The following is an 18,872-nucleotide window of genomic DNA, read 5'->3' as shown; positions in this document are numbered from 1 at the left end:
CCTTCGGCAGTCGGCCCGCCTTTCTTGAGACTATTGAGACAGCTGTCAGGCCCAGCACGCAACGCCGTCAAGGTTTCGTGAACTCCTCGCCGGGAGGGAGTGGTCGGTCACGCCGGCCCGATGGACTGGCACTTCGCTCCCTCGAGACGGAGTGCAACTCTCAACAAAGGCTCAAGAACGAGCTCAGAACGGTCGATCACATCTCATCATGAACACGCCCGCGCCCCCTACCTCAGCGACCCCTGCGACGTTCAGCGGCGGCTCGTCTGGAATCGGCCCTGTCGAGGCGTTCTGGCGGTTTCGTGCCTGGACGGTTCCGATCACGCTCGTCATCGGCGTCCTGGCCGGTCTGGCCGCACTCGCCACGAGCGGCACGTCGACGGCGTCCGCCACCGTGTACCTCACCGATCCCCGAGGCACCTCGATCTTCCGCGATGGTTCGAGCAACCCTGCTGACCTGGAGCGATACGCACGACAGCGCGCCGAGTTCGCCCAGTCGGCGAACGTGCTCGCGAACGTCGTCGAGGCGATCGACGAGGCACGGGCCGACGATCCCTCGATCCCGGCCGAAGATCTCGACACCCTCGACGAGGTCGTCGCCGCCAGCCCCACAGCGACCTCCGACGTGCGGATCGACTGCACCACCACCGAGCCCGCCCGAGCGCTGCGCATCTGCAACGAGGTGATCGAGCAGTACGTCGCGCTCACCATCGACGACGTCAACGAGCGCGCCGAGATCAAGGTGTCGTCGTTGTTCGCCGAACGCGACCGTCTGATTGCCGACGCCGAGGCCCAGGCCAGCTCGATCGCCTCGATCGACATCGAGATCGGCCAGATCCGCTCCAATGCTGCGCTCTTCGGCAGCGGTGTGGAATTCGTCGAGCCGCCGATGGTCGAGGAGGATTCGCGCATCGTGCCCGCCGTCCAGTTCGGCCTCGCCGGTCTGCTGTTCGCCGGCTTCGCCGTGGCGGCGCTCGCTTGGTTCCGGGCCGGCCGACGCCCGGTCGTCACCTCCGGATCCGACGCCACCGCCTCGCTCCGCTCGCCGCTGCTCGGCGAGATCGTCGCCAACCCGGCCGAGCCGTTCGCTCCGGCCACTCCCCCGGGAGCTGCGTATCAACTGCTCGCCACCAGCCTCGGCGCGGTGCATCCCGACGGTGGCATCCTGCTGGCCGGTACCGCTCGACCCAGTTCGCACTCGGCCGAGACCGTTGCCCGTATGGCCACGGCATCGGCTCGCGAAGGCCGCCGGGTCCTCGTCGTCGACGGCGACACCGACGGACGTCGTCTCAGTCGCCTGTTCGGTGTCGACCAGACCAACGGTGGGCTCACCGAACTCCTCGCCGGACTCGCGAGCTTCGAGGAAGTGCGCCGCTCGATCGGCGTCGGCGGGGCTGCAACGCTCGACCTCGTCACCGGCGGTCGCCCGATCGACGATCCGTCGAGTCTGTTCCGTTCGCATCAGGGTCGTGAGGCGATGACGGCGTTCAAGAGCCGCTACGACCTGGTGCTGGTCGCGATTCCGCCGCTGCTGACCGCGGCCGACGGATCGGCGCTCGCGAGCGCTGCCGACGGCGTCGTGATGCTCGTCGACAGCGGGTCGGAGACACACGACCTCGACACGGTCCGCCAGCGCCTCGAAGTGCTCCGGACCCCCACGATCGGCGTGGTGTTCGACCACCGCGCAGAACATGGCCGCTGATCGCCGCTCGCGTCCTGTCGCGGCGATCCTCTCGCAGGGCATCGTCGCCGGCTCCAGCCTCGTCCTACAGCTCATCGCCCTGCGCGAGTTGGGCACCGACGGGCTCGGTGCATTCGCCGTCCTCTTCGGCATCCTGATCACGATCAACTCGGTGCAGAGCGGTTGGCTCGGCGATTCGCTGACCGTGCTCGATCGCTTCGATCCGGGTATCCGGCGAGCCCTCGTCCGATCGCAGGTGTCGATCGTCGGGCTCGTGTTCCTGTTCTCGACGGTGCTCTCGCTGCCGGTGGCCGGTGTCGACCGGACCACGGCGGTGCTGTTCGGTCTTGCGTCGGTCGCGTGGGTCCTCGAAGAGACCATGCGGCGGTTGCTCATCGCTCGGCGCGAGTTCTGGAAACTCGTCGCCAACGATGCGGCGTTCGCCTGCGGATCGTTCGGACTCGTCGGCTTCGTCCTGCTCACCGGTGGCAGCTTCACGCTCGAGACGCTCGTCGTGGCCCTGCTCGCCGGGGCCATCGTCGCCATCGGCCTCGGCGTCACCCAACTTCCCACGGTCGAACTCAGCCGCGGCATCCTCGGCCCGTCTCGGATGCGCGACGTCGCGTCGTTCGCCGTGTGGCGGTCGGCTCAGGTCGGCCTCCGCCCCGGTAGCCAGGCGCTCGTGCGAGCCATCGTGATCGGCGCGGCATCGTACGAGGCGCTGGGTCAACTCGAAGCGGCTCGGCTCCTGCTGGCACCCGTCCTCACCGTCGTCAATGGTGCCGGCGTCTACCTGCTCCCCACCTATTCGACCCAGGCGAAGGCCGGCAAGTCGTTCCGACCGGCGGTGCCGGTCGCGATGGCGATCGTCGGCGCGCTCGCTGCCGCCTACGGCGTGTTCGCGATCGTTCTCCGTTCACCGCTCACCGACCTGCTCACCGACGAGACCGCCGCGATCTCGATCGCGTCGCTGCTGGCCTGGACGCTGTACTCGGTCGGCTTCGGTGCCGGAGTGCCGGTGGGCAACGCGCTCGTCGCCCGTGGCCGATCACGCCTCGCCTTCAACGTGCGAGTGATCGACGCGGTCGCCGGTGTGGCGCTGGCCGCGGTCTTCGCCGTCGTCGGTCTCGTCGAGTGGGTGCCACTCGGTCTGGCGATCGGCACGTTCCTCGGCGCGGCGCTGCTGCTTCGCCGCCTGGGCCTCCTCCCCGCCCCCGATGCGGTACTCGCTCCCCCGAGCATCGACTCGATCGCCGACGTGTCGGCGCCTCCCCCACCGATCCTGGTGGCACCGCGCGGTGACGACGAGTCGATCGGCGACATCGACGATCTGCCGCCCATCGTGTGGCAACCCGTCGCCACCGGCTCGACCGCAGCACCTGCCGCGACGCTCGCCGTCGCTCACGGCGCCGCCGCTTCGGTGTGGCCGATGCCCGAACGGTCGGGGCTGCGCCGACTCGTCTCGGCGGTCAACCCGCGGACTGCCTACGTCCCAGCCGACGAGCCGGAGCCGACGTCGCGCCGAGACGTCGACCGGTTCCTCTGGCTGCTGCCGCTGGTGTTGATCGTCGCCACCGAGTACAAGTTCCGACGGCGTGCGATCGACGACGCGTTGGGCGGATCGATCGACATCATGATCGCCGTCGAACTCGGCATGTACGCCCTCGTCGGAGCCTGGGCGGTGTACCGCCTCGCCCCGACTCGCCCACGGCTCACCCCGTTGATCGTCGCGATGTGGGGGTACATCCTCACGACCGCAGCAAGCGCGCTCTACTCGACGTTCCCGTTCCTCGCCATGGCGCGAGCGGTGCAACTCGTCATCATCGGGGCGCTGCTCCACGTCATCGCCACCGACGGACGACTGTCGATGATCACGAAGCTGGTGCACGGCTGGATCGTCCTGATCTCGGTGTCGATCCTCGCCGGGCTCGCCTACGTCGCCCCCACGACGGGCCCGCAGGAGGGCCGCTTCACGTGGCTCTACGTGCACAGCGTCAGCGCCGGGTCGATGCTCGCGCTCTCGGTACCGATGCTCTTCGGCATCTGGCTCACGATGGGTCAGCCCGGTATGCGGATCCGTCTTCCGTGGCCTCGCTGGGTGTACGGCGCGCTGCTCGTGTTCCAGACCGTGTTCCTGCTCGCCACCCGCACTCGTGGATCGATCGGTGGTGCGCTCGTCGCCGTGGCGGTCATGGCCTGGGTGCTGCTCGGCCAGCGAGCGAAGCCCCAGTTGGTGCTCGGCAGCCTGGTGGCCGGTGGCGCGTTCTCGCTCGCGTTCGGTGGCCCGATCCTCGAGTTCCTGACTCGCGGTGAGAGCGCCGAGAAGATCGGCACGTTCAACCGGCGGACCGAGATCTGGACGCTCGCCTGGGAGGCCTTCGTCGGACGCCCGCTCCACGGCCTCGGCTTCACGTCGGCGAAGGGCGTCTTCTTCGACGAGACCGGACTCGGCGGAGCGCACAACGCGCTGATCAACGTGATGATCGATGCCGGGCTCGCCGGGCTGATCTGGTGGATCGGACTCCTCGTCGCCGTCGGCGTGGTCATCGCCCGCATCGGCCGGCTCGCTCGATCCGACACGCCGATGAGCGGCGCCTGCGGCTCGCTCAAGGCCGATCACGGCATCCTGCTCGGCATGTTCATCTCGAGTCTGATCAACAGCGTCACGACCGAGGGGCTCGGTGCCGGCGTCAACGTGAGCGCCATCTGGCTCTTCCTCATGGTCGCGTGGCTCTGCACGATCCGCCGTGAGTCGCAGTCGTTCGACCAACCCGCCGACCCCATCCCCGCCGACCCCCGTCATCTGGTGTCAGACACCGTGTGACGCATCATCTGGTGTCTGACACCAGATGACGGGCAGGGCGTGGGAGCATCGGCGGATGCCGTCGTTGCGTCGCCATCGCTCGCTGGGGTCGACCGTCGTCGTTGCGATCGCCGTGTTGGGCGCTGGGGCGTGCGGGTCGTCGGCCCCGTCGGGCGATCAGGTTCCGGCTCCCGCTCCGACCGCGATGCCATCGGTGACCACGTTGGTTCCGGCTCGCACGGTGCTCGACGAACCGTTGGGCTCGGTGGACGGTCCCGTCGTGACCGAGCCGTGTCCGGAATCTGCAGCAGACCTCACCGGCGGGCAGGACGCGATGGTCGCCGAGTCGTCACGGCTCGAACCGATGCTCGGTCAGGTGATGGCCTACGGCGGCGACCATCCCGATCAGTTCGGCACCTCCGGGATGATCTGGCACGGTGCGGGAGATGCGTCGGTGTTCGCCTCCTTCACCGCCGATCTCGACGTCCACCGTTCGGCGCTGAGCGATCTGGTCGAGTTCCCCGACGAGCTGATCGTGTGCCAGACCGGGGCCTCGGCCGTCGACGTCGCTGCGATCGAGGCGACGCTGCTCGACGAACTCGCCGGACGATTTCTCAGCATCGGTCGCAGCGCCAGAGGGCTCGAGGTCCAGCTCATGGCCGGCGAGGAGGACCTTGCGGCCGAACTCGACGCCCGATACGGCGATGCGATCATCCTCCTGGTCGGAGAACTGCCCTATCCGATCGGCGACGCCGAGTCGACATGTGAGCCGCCACCGACGCAGAACGAGCTCGACGGACTCGACATCACCATCGACCCACCCGCTGGCCCGCTCGACACGACCGGCCTCGCAGCGCTGAGCCTCACGGCGACCCTCACCAACACCGGCGATGAATCGATCAGCTTCGGCTCGGGAGCGAGCCAGGGCGTGCTCCTCGATCTCGACGGCAGCGTGGTGTCGGGGCGCGCAGCGATGACGCTCGAAGGCATCGGGGTCGATCTCGCTCCCGGCGAATCCAGCCAACTGCCGGTGGTGGTGAGCACGGCGTCGTGCGACCCGGCACTCGGCTCCGAACTTCCACCCGGCGAATACACGCTGGTGGCCCGGGTGCAGCATTCCACCGGCGACGGGAACGCCGAACTGACGTCGACCCCCACCCAGATCACGATCACGAACTGACCCGTGCGTCATCCGGTGTCAGACACCGAATGACGGCGTCATCGGGTGTCAGACACCGGATGATGCGGGTGGGTCAGAGGGCGAGGGCGGTGCGGAAGAACTCGATTGTGCGGGTGAGGCCCTCGCGGAGTTCGATCGACGGTTCCCAGCCGAGCTTCTCGGCGGCCTGGGAGATGTCGGGCTTGCGCTGCTTCGGATCGTCGGACGGGAGCGGCTCGAAGACGATGCCGGCGTCGTTGCCGGTGAGTTCGGTGACGAGCTCAGCGAGTTCGAGCATGGTGAACTCACCCGGGTTGCCGATGTTGATCGGGCCGGTCTCGTCGCTGTCGAGCAGCGCGAGGAAGCCGCGGATCTCATCGGCCACGTAGCAGAAGCTCCGGGTCTGTTGGCCGTCGCCGTAGATGGTGAGCGGCTCACCTCGGAGCGCCTGCGTGATGAAGTTCGACACCACGCGTCCGTCGTCGGGTTGCATGCGTGGCCCGTAGGTGTTGAAGATCCGCACGACTCGGATCGCGACGTCGTGCTTGCGGTGGTACGCGAACGTGAGTGCCTCGGAGAAGCGCTTCGCCTCGTCGTACATCGACCGTTTGCCGATGGGGTTGACGTTGCCCCAGTAGTCCTCGGTCTGCGGGTGGACGGCCGGGTCGCCGTACACCTCGCTCGTCGACGCCATGAAGAACCGGGCGTCGTTGACCCGAGCGAGTTCGAGCAGGTTGCGGGTGCCGATGCTGCCGACGTCGAGGGTCTCGATCGGGAGTTCGTAGTAGTCCTTCGGCGACGCCGGGCTCGCGAGGTTCATCACCGCGTCGACGTCGCCTTCGACGACGAAGCTCTCGGTGATGTCTTGCTTCGTGAGTTCGAAGCCGGGCCGGCCGACGAGGTGCGCCACGTTGTCGGGGCTTCCGGTGACGTAGTTGTCGACGCAGACGACCGCGTCGCCTCGTTCGAGCAATGCGTCGCAGAGATGCGACCCGAGGAACCCGGCACCACCGGCGACGACGACTCTCATGTTGTGCACTTCCTCTGGGTCGGTGTCGTGAACAGGGTGAACACGAGGGTGACGGTCAGTTGCGGCCGACGCCGTCGTAGCCGAGACCGGCGGACTTGACGGCGAACGGGTCGAACAGGTTGCGCATGTCGACCACCGTCGTACCCGCACCGGCCCGCGCCGCGACCTGATCGAGATCGACCTTCGCGAACTCGGGCCACTCGGTGAACACACAGATCACATCAGCACCATCAGCAACATCGATCAACTCCTTGGTCAACTCGATGCCGTCGAGCGTCGATTCCTGATGCGGCGACAACTCACCACACGTCGTCGGATCGAACGCCCGCACACGAGCACCAGCACGACGCAGATCCGCAATGATCGCCATCGCCGGCGACTCACGCAAATCATCGGTGCCAGCCTTGAACGTCAAGCCCATCGCACCGACCGTCACACCCGACAGATTCGAATGATGACGACCAACCGCTTTCGCGACCTTGTCGATCATCCGACCACGCTGCTCGGTGTTCACATCGATGACACCCTTCATCATCGAGAAGTTGTACCCGTGCTCCTCGGCGATCTTCACCAACGCACGCGAATCCTTCGGGAAACACGAACCACCCCAACCAGGGCCCGGCTTCAAGAACTGACCACCGATACGAGTATCGGAACCAATCCCGTCGACCACCGCAGCAACATCAGCACCAACCGCTTCACACATCGCCGCAACCGCGTTCACGAACGAGATCTTCATCGCCAAGAACCCGTTCGCCGCGTACTTGATCGTCTCCGCCGACGCCGGATCGGTGATGATGATCGGCGTGTCGATCGAGTCATACAACTCAGCAACCTTCTCCGCCGCACCACGATCCGCAGAACCAATCACCACACGATCAGGCTGCAAGAAATCACGAACCGCAGTGCCCTCCCGCAAGAACTCCGGATTCGACACCACGAACACATCATCACGCTGCAACTCACGCTCCACCGCAACCGTCGACCCCACCGGAACCGTCGACTTGTTCACCACCACCGCACCCGGCTTCAAGATCGGAGCGATCTCACGCGCCGCCTGCTGGATGTACGACAAATCCGCACTCCCATCATCACCCTGAGGCGTCGGCACACACAAGAACACGATGTCGGCATCGGTGGCGGCCGCCTGCGACCCCAACACGAACTCCAACCGACCAACACCGCGAGCATCGTTCACGATCTGCTCCAGCCCATCCTCCACGATCGGAATGTGACCGTCGTTCAACAGATCGACCTTGCGCTGATCGATGTCACCACACACCACACGATGCCCCATGTGCGCAAAACACGCACCCGTCGTGAGACCGACATAACCAGTCCCCACAACCCCCAAACGAATCTCGGTTTCTGGCATCGGAGTGAATCCTTGACTGATGATGGTGGACATCGCTGACCTTCAGGGTTGTTTCGTACGGTTCGTCGGCGACGCCGCCACAGCGTGCGGTGCGCCTGAGATGGTATCGGTCGTGTGTCAAGCGTTCTTGAGAAACCGAAGTGTCTGGTCTCTGGGTCGGGCTCGACCGGGATCGACCGTTGCGACGAGCGAACGCGACGGGACCTCGAGCGACACCCAGGCGGTCGTCAGGCGTCGATCAGGCGGCGAGGTCGGCGAGCGCGTCGAGGACGTGATCGTGGATCGCTCCCCAGCCACCGCTGCGAGCGAGTCGAGCGTCGTCCACCGCTACCGCGTCGTCGGCGCTGCGGAGCCCGGCGGCCTCGGCCGTCGCCGCATCGTCGGCCGATCCCACGACGGTCGGCTGCCCCGGTGCCACCGTGTCCAGGACCGGAGCAGCCGGAAGCGTGCTCGGGGTCGCGATGTCGGTCTGACTCGACCGGGCGATCTCGGCGTTCTCGGCGCCCTCGGGCGTCGATCCGGGGGCCGGGACCGTGCGGGGAGTGCTCGCCGGGTCGTCGGTCGACGGGGTGGTGCCGGAGGTGGTCCGGCCGTCGCCGGCGCTGTCGGGCTCGTCGCCGACGGTCGACTGGTCGTCGTTGCGAGTCGTGTCGGGGTTCGAGCGTGGGGTCGCCGTGTGGTCGAGCGTCGAGAGTGCCCCGGCCGGGTGCGCACCGGTGACGCCCACGGTGTCGGCGACCGCTGCCGGCAGCGGCGACGCTGCGGGAGCGTCGTCGGCCTGGCGGATGTCGGACGACGACCGGGCGAACGGGTTGCTGCTCGACACCACGAGGTCGCTGCCGTCGCCTTGACCGGTCGCGGCGCGGTGATCGTCGATCGCTGCCGACAGCGAGAGTGGCTGCGGCCAGTTGGCCCAGCGTGACATCAGCTTGGTCGGCGAATCGGGATGCAGCCAGTAGCGGTTGGAGGCGATCTGCACGTCCATGTCGGCGGCAGAGCGGCGCTCGGTCCAGTCGTCGGCGTTGAACAGGGCTTGCGCTCCATCGGCGCCACCGCCGAGCACGTTGTTCTTGACGACGACGCCGGTCAGATCGGCACGGTCGCCGTCGAGCACCCAGATGTCACGGACGTTGTGGAGTGCGGTGTTGTGCCACACGTCGACGCCCGAGCTCTCGAGCACCCAGATGCCGGCTTCGCCGTTGTCGACGAGTGTGTTGTCGAACACGACGATGTCCTGCGACAGTTCGATCTCGATACCCGAACGGCTGTTGCGTTCGGCGGTCGACGACACGACCCGGGAGTCGGTCACGGCCAGGTCGGTCCAGATTCCCGGACCGTTGTTGTCGGACGACACGGTCGACTCGACGACGAGGCGAGCCGTCTCGGTGACCTTGATGCCGCCGGCCGAATGCTTGGCGTCGAAGTGCTCGCGGTTGTTGCCGATCACCTGGAGGTCGGTCATCGTGAGATCGGTCGAGCGGTGACCGTGCACACCGAGGTGGCCGTTGTCGAGTGCTCGCACGTCGACCAGTTCGATACGGTCGCCCATGGCCGAGAGCCCGATGCGAGCGTTGAGTTCGACCGTCGTGTCGGTGATCGAGAGGTCGTCGGCGTAGGCCCGAACCGCCGCCATGTGGCGGTTCTGCGTCGCGTAGCGGCGAACGGTGAGGCCGTCGACCGTCGAGCCGTCGGCCTTGTTGAGGTAGAGGCCCCACGACAGGTCGCTGCCTTCGACGAGTCGGCCGTTGGGGTTCTCGGCGATGACCACGCTGCCGAGGCTCTTGTCGTAGAAGAACTCGCCGGGGTCGAGTTCGGCCAGCGACGTCTCCTCGGCGAGCGGTGCGCCGTCGAGGAAGAACTGTTCGGGCCAGCCGGCCTCGGGAACGTCGGAGGTGGTGTACGGGGCGCCGACGCGTTCGAAGTCGGTCGACCAGGGCGCCGACCAACCGCCGGGGCTCGCCGACCATCCGTCGACGACGCGTGCGCCGTCGAGCACGACGTCGGCGCCCGGTGCCGCGACGAGATGGACTTCCTTCGCGTACACCTGCACCGACTCGTGGTAGGTGCCGCCGGCGATCTGCACGGTGTCGCCGGACTCGGCGAGGCGGACGCCCTGCTCGATGGTACGGACCGGCGAGTCGGCCGATCCCGACGCACTGTCGTCACCGAACGTTGAGACGTGCACGATGTCGGCAGCGCCCGCTTCGGCGGCGACGAACGCGACACCGATCGATCCGCACGCGACGCCGATGGCCGCGGCGGCGCCTGCGAGGCGCAGTCGCGATGCGGGTCGGGATGGTGTGGCGGTCTGAAGCTGGCGGATGGCGGAGGGTGAGACGTTCATGGCGGTTCCTCATGGCTTCGACTCGATCCGCCATCGCCTGAATTCACGTCTTGCACAAGTTCTTCTCTGCGAATCCTCAAGAAACGCCGGAATCCCTTGTGGCGACTGGCGCGAAAGGTTCAAGGGATCGCGTGTGAACCGCTCGGACTTGGGTACGTTCGCGACTGTGTCCGCCCTGTTCGCCCTTCTCGCGACGTCCCGCACGACGACGTTCGCCCTCACCGCCACCGACGACATTCCGGTCGATCCCGCCCTCGCCGACGCGTGCGGCGACGACCCTCGAGCGCTGTGCGAATGGGCGTTCGACGCCACCGAGAGCAAGTGGACCGCTCAGCTGGTCGACTGGCTGATCGGACGCCCGCTCGGCATCCTGTTGATCCTGCTCGGGGCGTGGATCCTCACCCGTCTGGCTCGGCGCTACCTCACCAAGGTCGTCACCAGGTTGATGAAGCCCAACCTCGAGTCGGCGAAGCGCCAACTCGTCCGGATGGGCATCGACAAGCACGAGGTGCTGCTCGGCACGGAGGAACCGAGCGAGATCGTGTCGGCGCGGCGTACGGCGCGGGCGGCCTCGATCTCCGGTGTGATCGGCAGCACGCTCACGGTCATCATCTGGGTCACCGCGTTCATCCTCGTCCTCGGCGAAGTCGGCTTGAACCTCGGGCCGTTCATCGCCGGTGCCGGCATCATCGGCGTGGCGCTCGGCTTCGGCGCGCAGAGCCTGGTGAAGGACTGCATCGCCGGGCTGTTCATGCTGATGGAGGACCAGTACGGCATCGGCGACGTCGTCGACGTCGGCGAGGCGACCGGCACCGTCGAAGAGGTGGCGCTCCGCACCACGGTCCTGCGAGGCATCGACGGCACCGTGTGGCACGTTCCCAACGGCGAGATCCAACGCGTCGGCAACATGTCGCAGCTCTGGTCGACGGCGCTCGTCGACATCGACGTCGCGTACGACGCCGACCTCGACGGCGTCCGGACCATCTTGATGCAGACCGCCACCGACGTCTGTGCCTCAGAGGAATGGGCCGACGACATCCTCGAAGAACCGAAGGTCCTCGGCGTCGAGACGTTGGGCGCCGACGGCATCACCCTCCGGCTCGTCGTCAAGACCGCTCCAGGCGCTCAGTGGGCGCTTCAACGCGCACTGCGCGAGGCGTTCAAGTACGCCCTCGACGACGCCGGCATCGAGATTCCGTTCCCCCAGCGCACGGTATGGATGCGAAACGGCGACTCGTGATGCCATGATGTGCCCTCGATGATCGGGTTGAGTTGGGACTTCTTTGCGCCGACGCCAGGCGGAGCGATGCTCGGAATCGCCGTCGTCCTGACCGTGTGTGGGTACGCGGCCTTCTGGTTCGTCGAACGGATGGCCGCCCCACCGCGCCCCGATCCGGCCGGTACGTCCGGGTCGCTGCGCCGCGAATCGCCAGCGGTGGTCAACGTGCTCACCCACGACGCCACGCTCACCGCCGAAGGGCTTCGGGCCACGGTCGTCGACCTCGCCGCTCGTGGTTGGCTCCGAATCCTGCCGCCTGAAGACGACGACGAGGTGAGCCGGGTCCGTCCGGCGGCCATCGCGGCCGACGGTGACGCCCTCCTCCCCCACGAACGCCTCGTCCAGCAGCACATCCTCGCTCGCTTCACCACCGATCGGGCCATTCCGGCGCGTCACCTCGCGGTCGACGTCACCGGCAGTTGGTGGCGGCGCTTTCGTCGCCTGGTCTACGCCGAGGGTCGCCGCTCCGGTCTGCTCCGCAACCGTTGGACGCCGCAACTCATCGCCGGGCCCGTCGTCATCACGCTGTTGGCCCTGCTCGCTTGGCTCTCGTCTCGCGACGGTGGCGACCCGCCGACGGCGGTCGTCGACTCGGTCGAGCGGCGGTACATCGCCGTCGCCACGCTCGTCGCGCTCCTGATCCTCTGCTATCGCATCGGACACCGGCTCGCCACCGGGCAGGTCACGATGACCGAAGCCGGCGTCGCGGCCACCAGCCGGTGGCTCACCGTTCGCCAACGTCTCGTCGCCGACGGATTCGGACCCATGGCCCCCAGCGCCAACGACATCGGCGACCGCCGCCTCGGATACGCCGCCGCGATGGGGCTGGCCGACGGGGTGTCGGTCGAGCTTCCGATGGCCCGCGACGACCACTACCTCGCCTGGAGTGCGATCGGCGGGTCGGGACGCCTGGTGCGCATCCGGTATCCGTTTCGTCCCGGCTACGGGCTGCACCCCGTCGTCGCGCTCATCGGCGGCCTCGTCACCGTCTTCGTGGCGATCCGATTGCGCCGCTTCTTCTCCGATGTCGCTCGCGGCGACGCCTGGCGCTCGCTGTACGACCGGTTCGAGGAACAGGACTGGCTGATCAGCGACGTGGCCACCGGTCTCGCGGTCGTCTCGTTCCTTCCCATCGTCGTCGGGCTCTGGGTGGCCTTCGCTGGTGCCGCCGACGCGTTCAACTCGGTCGAGCGGACCGGCGTGGTCATCCGTACCCGTCGCCCCGCCGAGGTCTCCCCGCTGCCGAGACAGGTGATGCGGCGTCTCGAAGGCGACCGGTACAGCCTCTACGTCGCGCTCGACGACGGCCGCTCCGACGTGATCACCGCATGGCGAGCGACCGAGAAGGGTGCAATGCCCCAGGACGTCGATGCGATCGTTCGTGCCACGCCGGTGCTCGGGTACATCCGCAAGGCCACACCGATCGGACACGTCATTCCCGAGTGACGTGAGCCCGCTGCCGCAGCCGCTGCGACCGGCTCGTCAGCCGGACGCGAGCGACTGCTCGATGCGGTCGCGCCACTCGAACAGCGATCCGAGTCCGGCGCGCAGGAAGCGTCGAGCACCTCGACGACGCGATCTCACCGGCGTGAGCGTGAGCACCGTGACGTTCGACGACGGGGAGCCGTAGAGCCGGAGTCGTGCCCGTCGACGAGTCCACGGTGTGGTCCGCACGGTCGCGTCCCACGTGATCTGCTTGCGCGACGACGCTCGCGACGTCTCGTCGACCTCGACAGCGGTGACGCTCCGGAAGAGCATCAGGTCGTCGAGCGATTCCGCTGCGACGACCGGGTGAGCGAGGACGGCGACCTGGATCTCCTCACGACATCCGGCCGTTCGAGCTTGTTCGATCGCAGCGCTCGACCGGGCGCCGTCGCCTCGACGCCGATGCTGCAGACCGGGCTCGTCGACCACGAGCGATCCGATCGGGTCGCCGAACAGTTCGACGAGGGTTCGCCGTCGCGCCGCCTCGCGCTGCTCGTGGTCGAGCGCCGCGTGTTCGGCCGCAGTCATCACGATGTCGGCGTCGCGGATCTCACCCCGCCAGATCGCGTCGGGGTCGAGGTCGCGCTCCAACTTCGGATGCCGACCGCGGTGCCATGCCGGTCGCCGCGCTCGTCGGGTCGATGGTGGGTTCGTCGGGCTCATCGCTGACGCTCCGCCCGACCCCGTTCGCCGTCAGCCGTCGGTGGGAGCCGCAGCGTCGGCGTTGCGACGTATCGCCGCCGCCATGTCGGCGTAGCGAGGCGCTGGAAGGTCGTGACCCATGTCGGGGTACATCACCAGGGTCGAGCCGGGAACGGCAGCCGCGGTGGCGATACCACCCGACGGCTTGACGAGCTTGTCGACCAGGCCGTGGATCACCAACGTCGGCACCGTGACGTTGCGCAGACCCGGCGTGCGATCGGGGCTCGCCATGATCGCCGTGGTCTGCCGCTCGGTCCCGCGAGGCCGGAAGCTGCGTGCGACGCCCACCTCGGCTCGGGCGAGATGCTCGGCCGGATCGAAGTGCGGGCCGCTCCACAGCAGGAAGCTCTCGACCGACTGCGCCGGTGCGGACTCCTTGGTCGGACGGGGCAGGCGCGCCATCTTCGCCATCACCTTCGCCGCGATGCGACCCGACTTGCCGTCACCCGGGTTCGACATCACCGACGTGAGCGACCGGACCTTGCCGGGAGCGTCGATGGTGAGCTGCTGCGCGATCATGCCGCCCATCGACATCCCTGCGACATGAGCCGACTCGATGCCCAGCGCGTCGAGGAGTCCGGCTGCATCGGCAGCCATGTCGACGATCGTGTAGCCGGCCTTGGGTGGCCGTTTGACGAGCGCCTTCGCCACGGCCTTGATCTGCTTCGGCGGTTCCCAGTCGAACTCGGTGCTGAGCCCCATGTCGCGGTTGTCGAACGTGGTCACCTGGAAGCCGACGTCGACCAATGCGTCGACGAAACCCTGTGGCCAGTCGGTGAGCTGGCCCCCGAGCCCCATGATCAGCAGCAGCGGGTCTCCCGCGCCGAACTGCTCGTACTCGATCGTGATTCCGTTTGCTTCGACCTGCGGCATGCTCAGAGGCTACGGCCGACGCCCTCGACGGCCTGTGTCGACACGCCAGAAACCCGCCTTGAGGTACGCGCCCTCGTCGAACGTGACCGGATGGTCGATGTCGTGCCCCGTGCGACGGATCTCGGTGAGACGTGCACCGTGTTCGACGGCAGCGGCCGTGACGGTGTCGAAGAAGTCGTCGCTGGTGACCCGGCTCGAGCACGAGGCCTGCACGAGCACGCCGCCCTGCTCGACGACACCCATCGCCAGCTTGGTCAGCTTGGCGTAGGCGGCCTTCGCCCGACCGACCGTGGCGGCCTTCTGGGCGAACGACGGCGGGTCGATGATGACGATGTCGAAACGTCGGTCGGTGCGCCCGAGGTGGCCGAGTGCGTCGAACGCGTCGGCGCACTGAGTGGTGAACTGGCACTCGGCGACGGCCGGGATCTCGTTGTTGTACGCCATGTTGCGCTTGGCCACGGCGATCGTCGGTGCCGACTGGTCGATCGCGTGCACCGAGCGAGCGCCGCCGGCTGCCGCGTGGACACTGAATCCGCCGGTGGAGGCGAAGACGTCGAGCACCGAGCGGCCTCCGGTCATCTTGCCGACGAGGAGACGGTTGGCCCGCTGGTCGAGGAAGTGTCCGGTCTTCTGCCCGGCGCGCACGTCGGCTTCGAAGGTGAGCCGACCTTCCATGAACATCACCGGGTCGGGCGGGTCACCGAAGAGCACGTCGCCGTCGTCGAGGCCGTGGGTCTCACGCTCTTGGAGGTTGCGCGCCAAGCGGAGCACGACGTGCTGCGCGTCGGTGGCCGCCATGACACCGTCGACCACGTCGCGGAGGTACGGGTACCAGATCTCGCTGTAGAGCTTGATGACGGCGACGTCGGTGTAGACGTCGACGACCAGGCCGGGCAGGCCGTCGTTCTCGCCGTTGACGGCGCGGTAGGCGATGCGCTTGCGCTGCGTTCCGGCCCACAACGGGGCTCGGTCGGCAACCGCCTCGGCGATCCGGGCTCGGAACCAGGCGGCGTCGATCGTCGTCGGCTTGCCGACGTGCAGCATCTTCATGCGGATGGGTGACTCCGGGTCCCAGAGTCCGATCGCCGCGAACTTGCGGTTCTTGTCGAAGACGATTGCGATGTCGCCGGGGCCACCCTCGTGATTGGTCGAGTCGATCGACTTGTCGTAGACCCACGGATGACCGGCGCGGATGCGGCGCAGCGCGTCGGGGGTGACCTTGACGGCGAGCCGCTGGTCGTTCGGTGTCGGGAGGGCGTCGAGCAACGAACTCATGACGGCGTTGCTCCAGTCGGCTGTGCGTCGAACGAGGCGACGACACCGACGTCGGGCGACACGGCGCCGGCGTACACGTCGGCCCAACCCTGAGCGACGGCATCGGCACCGATGCGATGATCGATCGTGAGCCAGCTTCGGCTTCCCTCGACGAAGGCGTCGAGCGCATCTGCACAACGCTTGCCGTACTCGGCGCGCCCCCATTCCTCCATCCGACGACCGACCTCCGTGGGAGCGAAGAAGAGCTGCGGCGCCGGCCCGGCCATGTCGGCCGACTCGGGTGCCGGAGCGTCGTGGTGGCTGCGCCCGACCGTCATCGAGTATGCGAGCCCGTCGCCGAAGTGTTCGTGCACGGCCGCGAGTGCCGTCGGGTTGCCGGCCATGTCGATCGACACCGCGCCCCCGTCGGTGGCGATGTCGCCGACCTCGTCGTAGCTCACCACCTGGTCGTAGAACCCGAGCGCTTCGACGAACGCCCGGTTGCCCGACGACGTGACCCCGACGACTTCGATGTCGCTCCGGAGCGACGCTCGCTGGGCGAAGCCGATCGCGGTCTTCGACGACGCCGACAACACGACGACCCGTTGCGTGCCGAAGTAGGGCTCGCCCGATCCGCCGCCGTCGGCGAAGAACTCCTCGGCGAGGAACCCGGTGAGGAACAGACCGCGCAGCAGCACGTGACGGTCTTCGCCGTCGGCCGCTTCGTCGTACATCGGGTCGGTCTCGACACCGACGTAGGCGCGATACACCGGTGCGTGCGCCTGGCGGTGGGGGCCGTCGTCGCGGAATCCATCGGCGGTGACCGTCGGCGTGAACACGACGTGCGATGCCATCGGGAACCAACCGTAGAAGCGACGCCCGACCGCGATGTCGTCGCAGCGAGAGTCGACCACCGTGGCCCAACCCATCGCCGGCACGCGGCCGAACTCCGGGGCGGTGTCGGATGACGTGTCGTCGGTGGTGTCGGCCGTCGGGAAGAAGTCCCAGTAGCCGAGCATGTCGCCGAACACCGCGTAGGTGATGTTGTTGGCCGTGATCGCGAACCGGTCGATGCGCAGGCGGATCTGACCGTCGCCCAACTCGATGTCGTCGGTGGTCAACCGCGTGTCGTCGATGCGGGTACGGGCCACTTCGAGCGTGGTGTTCGTCGAACTCATCCCGCCAGCATGCCCGATGCGAGAGGAGAAGTGCGGCGACGTTCGGCTGCAGGGCCGAACACGACGCCCGAATCGACAACCGTCGGGTGTCGATCGGCCGGTCGGAATTCGGACCGGAACGCTCGGAGCGGCTACACACATGCGATGAGCGACAACACCTTCCGTTCCACCGGCACCTCCGACCTCCACGTCAGCAACCTGTTCGGGCTGCAGGGCAAGGTCGCTGTGGTCACCGGCGGATCGCGCGGTATCGGCTTCATGATCGCCGCCGGCCTCGTGTCGAACGGCGTCAAGGTCTACATCACCGCTCGCAAGGCCGCGGCCTGCGATGCCGCTGCCGCCGAACTCTCGGAGCTGGGTGAGTGCATCTCGATCCCGGCCGACATCTCGACGCAGGAGGGCATCGATTCGTTCGTCGCCGCGGTGACCGCGCAGGAGAGCCAGATCGACCTGCTCGTCAACAACGCCGGTGCGGCGTGGGGCGCACCGCTCGGCGAGTTCCCCGAGGAGGGATTCGACAAGGTCATGAACGTCAACGTGCGTGCGCCGTTCATGCTGACGCAGGCGTTGCTCCCGCAGCTCGAAGCCGGGGCGACCGCCGACGATCCGGGTCGCGTGATCATGATCGGTTCGATCGACGGCATCCGCGTGCCGATCGGCGACAACTACAGCTACTCGGCGGCCAAGGCCGGTATCCACATGCTCGCCCGCCATCTCGGCGCGCACATCGTGGGTCGCAACATCACGGTCAACTCGATCGCCCCGGGTCCGTTCGAGTCGAAGATGATGGCCTACATGCTCGCCGATCCCGACAGCAAGAAGATGGTCGAGGGAGCGAACCCGCGCGGTCGAGTCGGCACCGCCGAAGACATCGCGGGCACGGTCATCTTCCTCGCCAGCCGAGCCGGGGCGTACACCTCGGGCGCCACGATTCCGGTCGACGGTGGCATCAGCACGCTCGCGTGACCGCGCGATACTGAACCGATGGCAGTACGTCTGAAGGAGCGGTATCACCTCGGCGAACAGATCTCCGACGATCCGATCGTCCAGGTCATCGACGACTACGTCACCGAGACCGAACGCCTCCACATCATCGGCCAGGCCCAGGGCAACACGAAGGAAGCACTGGTGAGCGCCGTCGGCGAGGCCAAGCAGAGCGACGGGCGAACCGGTTCGGTGTGTTGGGTCAAACACGACCAGACGCCGATCGTGCGCGGCCTGGTCAAGCGGGTGAGCAACCTCGTCGGCATCCCGGTGAAGCACGCCGAGTCGCTCCAGGTCGTGCACTACGCCGAGACGCAGCAGTACCGGCCGCACTTCGACGGCTGGGACATGAACACCGAGAAGGGCAAGCAGCGCACGGCGAAGGGCGGACAGCGTCTGGTGACGGCGCTCTGCTATCTCAACGAGGTCGACGACGGTGGCGGCACGATCTTCCCGAAGCTCGACATCGAGGTCGAGGCCAAACCGGGTCGCATGGTCATCTTCCACAACGTGAAGGATCCAACGCTCACCGAGATGACACGCCACCCCAAGGCGCTCCACGGTGGGTCGCCCGTGTGGGGCGGCGAGAAGTGGGCCTGCAACCTCTGGTTCCGCGCCGAGCCGTATCAGGCTGCTCGCACCCGCCCGGCCGGCAAGCGCCCACCGGGCCGCGCCCGCCGCTGACTCCCGCCACTCGCCCGACGGCGCTCCGTGCGGTGACGGCG

The 18,872-nt window shown here is 67.5% G+C and carries 14 protein-coding genes; 7 read left to right on the top strand and 7 right to left on the bottom strand.

What is annotated here, in order from left to right; translation table 11 throughout:
- The first annotated feature begins 208 nt into the window (after positions 1 to 208).
- The 3 genes from YM304_RS11060 to YM304_RS11050 are packed head-to-tail and all read left to right on the top strand — an operon-like array spanning position 209 to position 5,664.
- A complete protein-coding gene (locus YM304_RS11060; RefSeq protein WP_015441770.1) occupies positions 209 to 1,702 on the top strand; it encodes a polysaccharide biosynthesis protein in 1,494 nt (497 codons plus the stop codon).
- On the top strand, positions 1,692 to 4,505 hold the full coding sequence (locus YM304_RS22430; RefSeq protein WP_015441769.1) for an O-antigen ligase family protein: 2,814 nt from the start codon (positions 1,692 to 1,694) through the stop codon (positions 4,503 to 4,505). Before YM304_RS11060 ends, YM304_RS22430 begins: the two co-directional genes overlap by 11 nt.
- 55 nt (positions 4,506 to 4,560) lie before the next feature.
- Positions 4,561 to 5,664 carry a hypothetical protein gene (locus YM304_RS11050; protein WP_015441768.1) on the top strand — a complete coding sequence of 368 codons (1,104 nt, stop codon included), beginning with the start codon at positions 4,561 to 4,563 and terminating at the stop codon, positions 5,662 to 5,664.
- 73 nt (positions 5,665 to 5,737) lie between these two features.
- Here YM304_RS11050 and YM304_RS11045 read toward each other — a convergent pair whose 3' ends face one another.
- The 3 genes from YM304_RS11045 to YM304_RS11035 all read right to left on the bottom strand — a co-directional run bounded on the left by YM304_RS11045 (position 5,738) and on the right by YM304_RS11035 (position 10,392).
- A complete protein-coding gene (locus YM304_RS11045; RefSeq protein ID WP_041299606.1) occupies positions 5,738 to 6,673 on the bottom strand; it encodes a UDP-glucuronic acid decarboxylase family protein in 936 nt (311 codons plus the stop codon).
- A 55-nt stretch (positions 6,674 to 6,728) separates the two neighbouring features.
- Complete coding sequence (locus YM304_RS11040) at positions 6,729 to 8,048, bottom strand: UDP-glucose dehydrogenase family protein (protein ID WP_015441766.1); 1,320 nt, start codon at positions 8,046 to 8,048, stop codon at positions 6,729 to 6,731.
- A 238-nt stretch (positions 8,049 to 8,286) separates the two neighbouring features.
- Positions 8,287 to 10,392 (bottom strand): right-handed parallel beta-helix repeat-containing protein, encoded by a 2,106-nt coding sequence (locus tag YM304_RS11035; RefSeq protein ID WP_015441765.1) that lies wholly within the window; start codon positions 10,390 to 10,392, stop codon positions 8,287 to 8,289.
- A 166-nt stretch (positions 10,393 to 10,558) separates the two neighbouring features.
- Here YM304_RS11035 and YM304_RS11030 point away from each other — a divergent pair, with 166 nt between their 5' ends.
- Positions 10,559 to 11,632: a mechanosensitive ion channel family protein gene (locus tag YM304_RS11030; RefSeq protein ID WP_015441764.1), complete on the top strand. Its 1,074-nt coding sequence runs from the start codon at positions 10,559 to 10,561 to the stop codon at positions 11,630 to 11,632.
- Positions 11,633 to 11,650: 18 nt separating this feature from the next.
- Positions 11,651 to 13,117 (top strand): DUF2207 family protein, encoded by a 1,467-nt coding sequence (locus YM304_RS11025; RefSeq protein WP_154723412.1) that lies wholly within the window; start codon positions 11,651 to 11,653, stop codon positions 13,115 to 13,117.
- Positions 13,118 to 13,153: 36 nt separating this feature from the next.
- Here YM304_RS11025 and YM304_RS11020 read toward each other — a convergent pair whose 3' ends face one another.
- The 4 genes from YM304_RS11020 to YM304_RS11005 are packed head-to-tail and all read right to left on the bottom strand — an operon-like array spanning position 13,154 to position 17,163.
- The gene (locus YM304_RS11020) at positions 13,154 to 13,819 is read right to left on the bottom strand and encodes a hypothetical protein (protein WP_015441762.1); all 666 of its coding nucleotides are present in this window, start codon (positions 13,817 to 13,819) and stop codon (positions 13,154 to 13,156) included.
- A 30-nt stretch (positions 13,820 to 13,849) separates the two neighbouring features.
- Positions 13,850 to 14,731: an alpha/beta fold hydrolase gene (locus YM304_RS11015; RefSeq protein WP_015441761.1), complete on the bottom strand. Its 882-nt coding sequence runs from the start codon at positions 14,729 to 14,731 to the stop codon at positions 13,850 to 13,852.
- A gap of 9 nt (positions 14,732 to 14,740) precedes the next feature.
- Positions 14,741 to 16,006, bottom strand: coding sequence for a class I SAM-dependent rRNA methyltransferase (locus YM304_RS11010; RefSeq protein ID WP_015441760.1), 1,266 nt, complete (start codon positions 16,004 to 16,006; stop codon positions 14,741 to 14,743).
- Positions 16,003 to 17,163: a DUF2855 family protein gene (locus YM304_RS11005; RefSeq protein WP_015441759.1), complete on the bottom strand. Its 1,161-nt coding sequence runs from the start codon at positions 17,161 to 17,163 to the stop codon at positions 16,003 to 16,005. The genes YM304_RS11010 and YM304_RS11005 overlap by 4 nt, the downstream gene beginning before the upstream one ends.
- A 144-nt stretch (positions 17,164 to 17,307) precedes the next feature.
- On the opposite strand from YM304_RS11005, the gene YM304_RS11000 reads away from it, so the two are divergent.
- Together YM304_RS11000 and YM304_RS22425 are read left to right on the top strand one after the other, a co-directional pair.
- Positions 17,308 to 18,129, top strand: a complete 822-nt coding sequence (locus tag YM304_RS11000; RefSeq protein ID WP_015441758.1) for an SDR family oxidoreductase — start codon at positions 17,308 to 17,310, stop codon at positions 18,127 to 18,129.
- Positions 18,130 to 18,147: 18 nt separating this feature from the next.
- Complete coding sequence (locus YM304_RS22425) at positions 18,148 to 18,831, top strand: prolyl hydroxylase family protein (RefSeq protein ID WP_015441757.1); 684 nt, start codon at positions 18,148 to 18,150, stop codon at positions 18,829 to 18,831.
- The last annotated feature ends 41 nt before the right edge of the window (positions 18,832 to 18,872 follow it).

The organism is Ilumatobacter coccineus YM16-304 (genome assembly GCF_000348785.1).
GTDB classification, from domain to species: domain Bacteria; phylum Actinomycetota; class Acidimicrobiia; order Acidimicrobiales; family Ilumatobacteraceae; genus Ilumatobacter_A; species Ilumatobacter_A coccineus.
Note: the sequence above shows the minus strand (reverse complement) of the source record. Positions and strands in the feature narration are given on the sequence as shown.

What these genes read in the sequence shown, in the direction of transcription:
- YM304_RS11025 (WP_154723412.1), top strand. Translation starts at nt 11,651, where the DNA reads ATGATCGGGTTGAGTTGGGACTTCTTTGCGCCGACGCCAGGCGGAGCG.
- YM304_RS11060 (WP_015441770.1), top strand. Translation starts at nt 209, where the DNA reads ATGAACACGCCCGCGCCCCCTACCTCAGCGACCCCTGCGACGTTCAGC.
- YM304_RS11010 (WP_015441760.1), bottom strand. Translation starts at nt 16,006, where the DNA reads ATGAGTTCGTTGCTCGACGCCCTCCCGACACCGAACGACCAGCGGCTC.
- YM304_RS11040 (WP_015441766.1), bottom strand. Translation starts at nt 8,048, where the DNA reads ATGCCAGAAACCGAGATTCGTTTGGGGGTTGTGGGGACTGGTTATGTC.
- YM304_RS11045 (WP_041299606.1), bottom strand. Translation starts at nt 6,673, where the DNA reads ATGAGAGTCGTCGTCGCCGGTGGTGCCGGGTTCCTCGGGTCGCATCTC.
- YM304_RS22425 (WP_015441757.1), top strand. Translation starts at nt 18,148, where the DNA reads ATGGCAGTACGTCTGAAGGAGCGGTATCACCTCGGCGAACAGATCTCC.
- YM304_RS11000 (WP_015441758.1), top strand. Translation starts at nt 17,308, where the DNA reads ATGAGCGACAACACCTTCCGTTCCACCGGCACCTCCGACCTCCACGTC.
- YM304_RS11005 (WP_015441759.1), bottom strand. Translation starts at nt 17,163, where the DNA reads ATGAGTTCGACGAACACCACGCTCGAAGTGGCCCGTACCCGCATCGAC.
- YM304_RS11050 (WP_015441768.1), top strand. Translation starts at nt 4,561, where the DNA reads ATGCCGTCGTTGCGTCGCCATCGCTCGCTGGGGTCGACCGTCGTCGTT.
- YM304_RS11020 (WP_015441762.1), bottom strand. Translation starts at nt 13,819, where the DNA reads ATGAGCCCGACGAACCCACCATCGACCCGACGAGCGCGGCGACCGGCA.
- YM304_RS22430 (WP_015441769.1), top strand. Translation starts at nt 1,692, where the DNA reads ATGGCCGCTGATCGCCGCTCGCGTCCTGTCGCGGCGATCCTCTCGCAG.
- YM304_RS11015 (WP_015441761.1), bottom strand. Translation starts at nt 14,731, where the DNA reads ATGCCGCAGGTCGAAGCAAACGGAATCACGATCGAGTACGAGCAGTTC.
- YM304_RS11035 (WP_015441765.1), bottom strand. Translation starts at nt 10,392, where the DNA reads ATGAACGTCTCACCCTCCGCCATCCGCCAGCTTCAGACCGCCACACCA.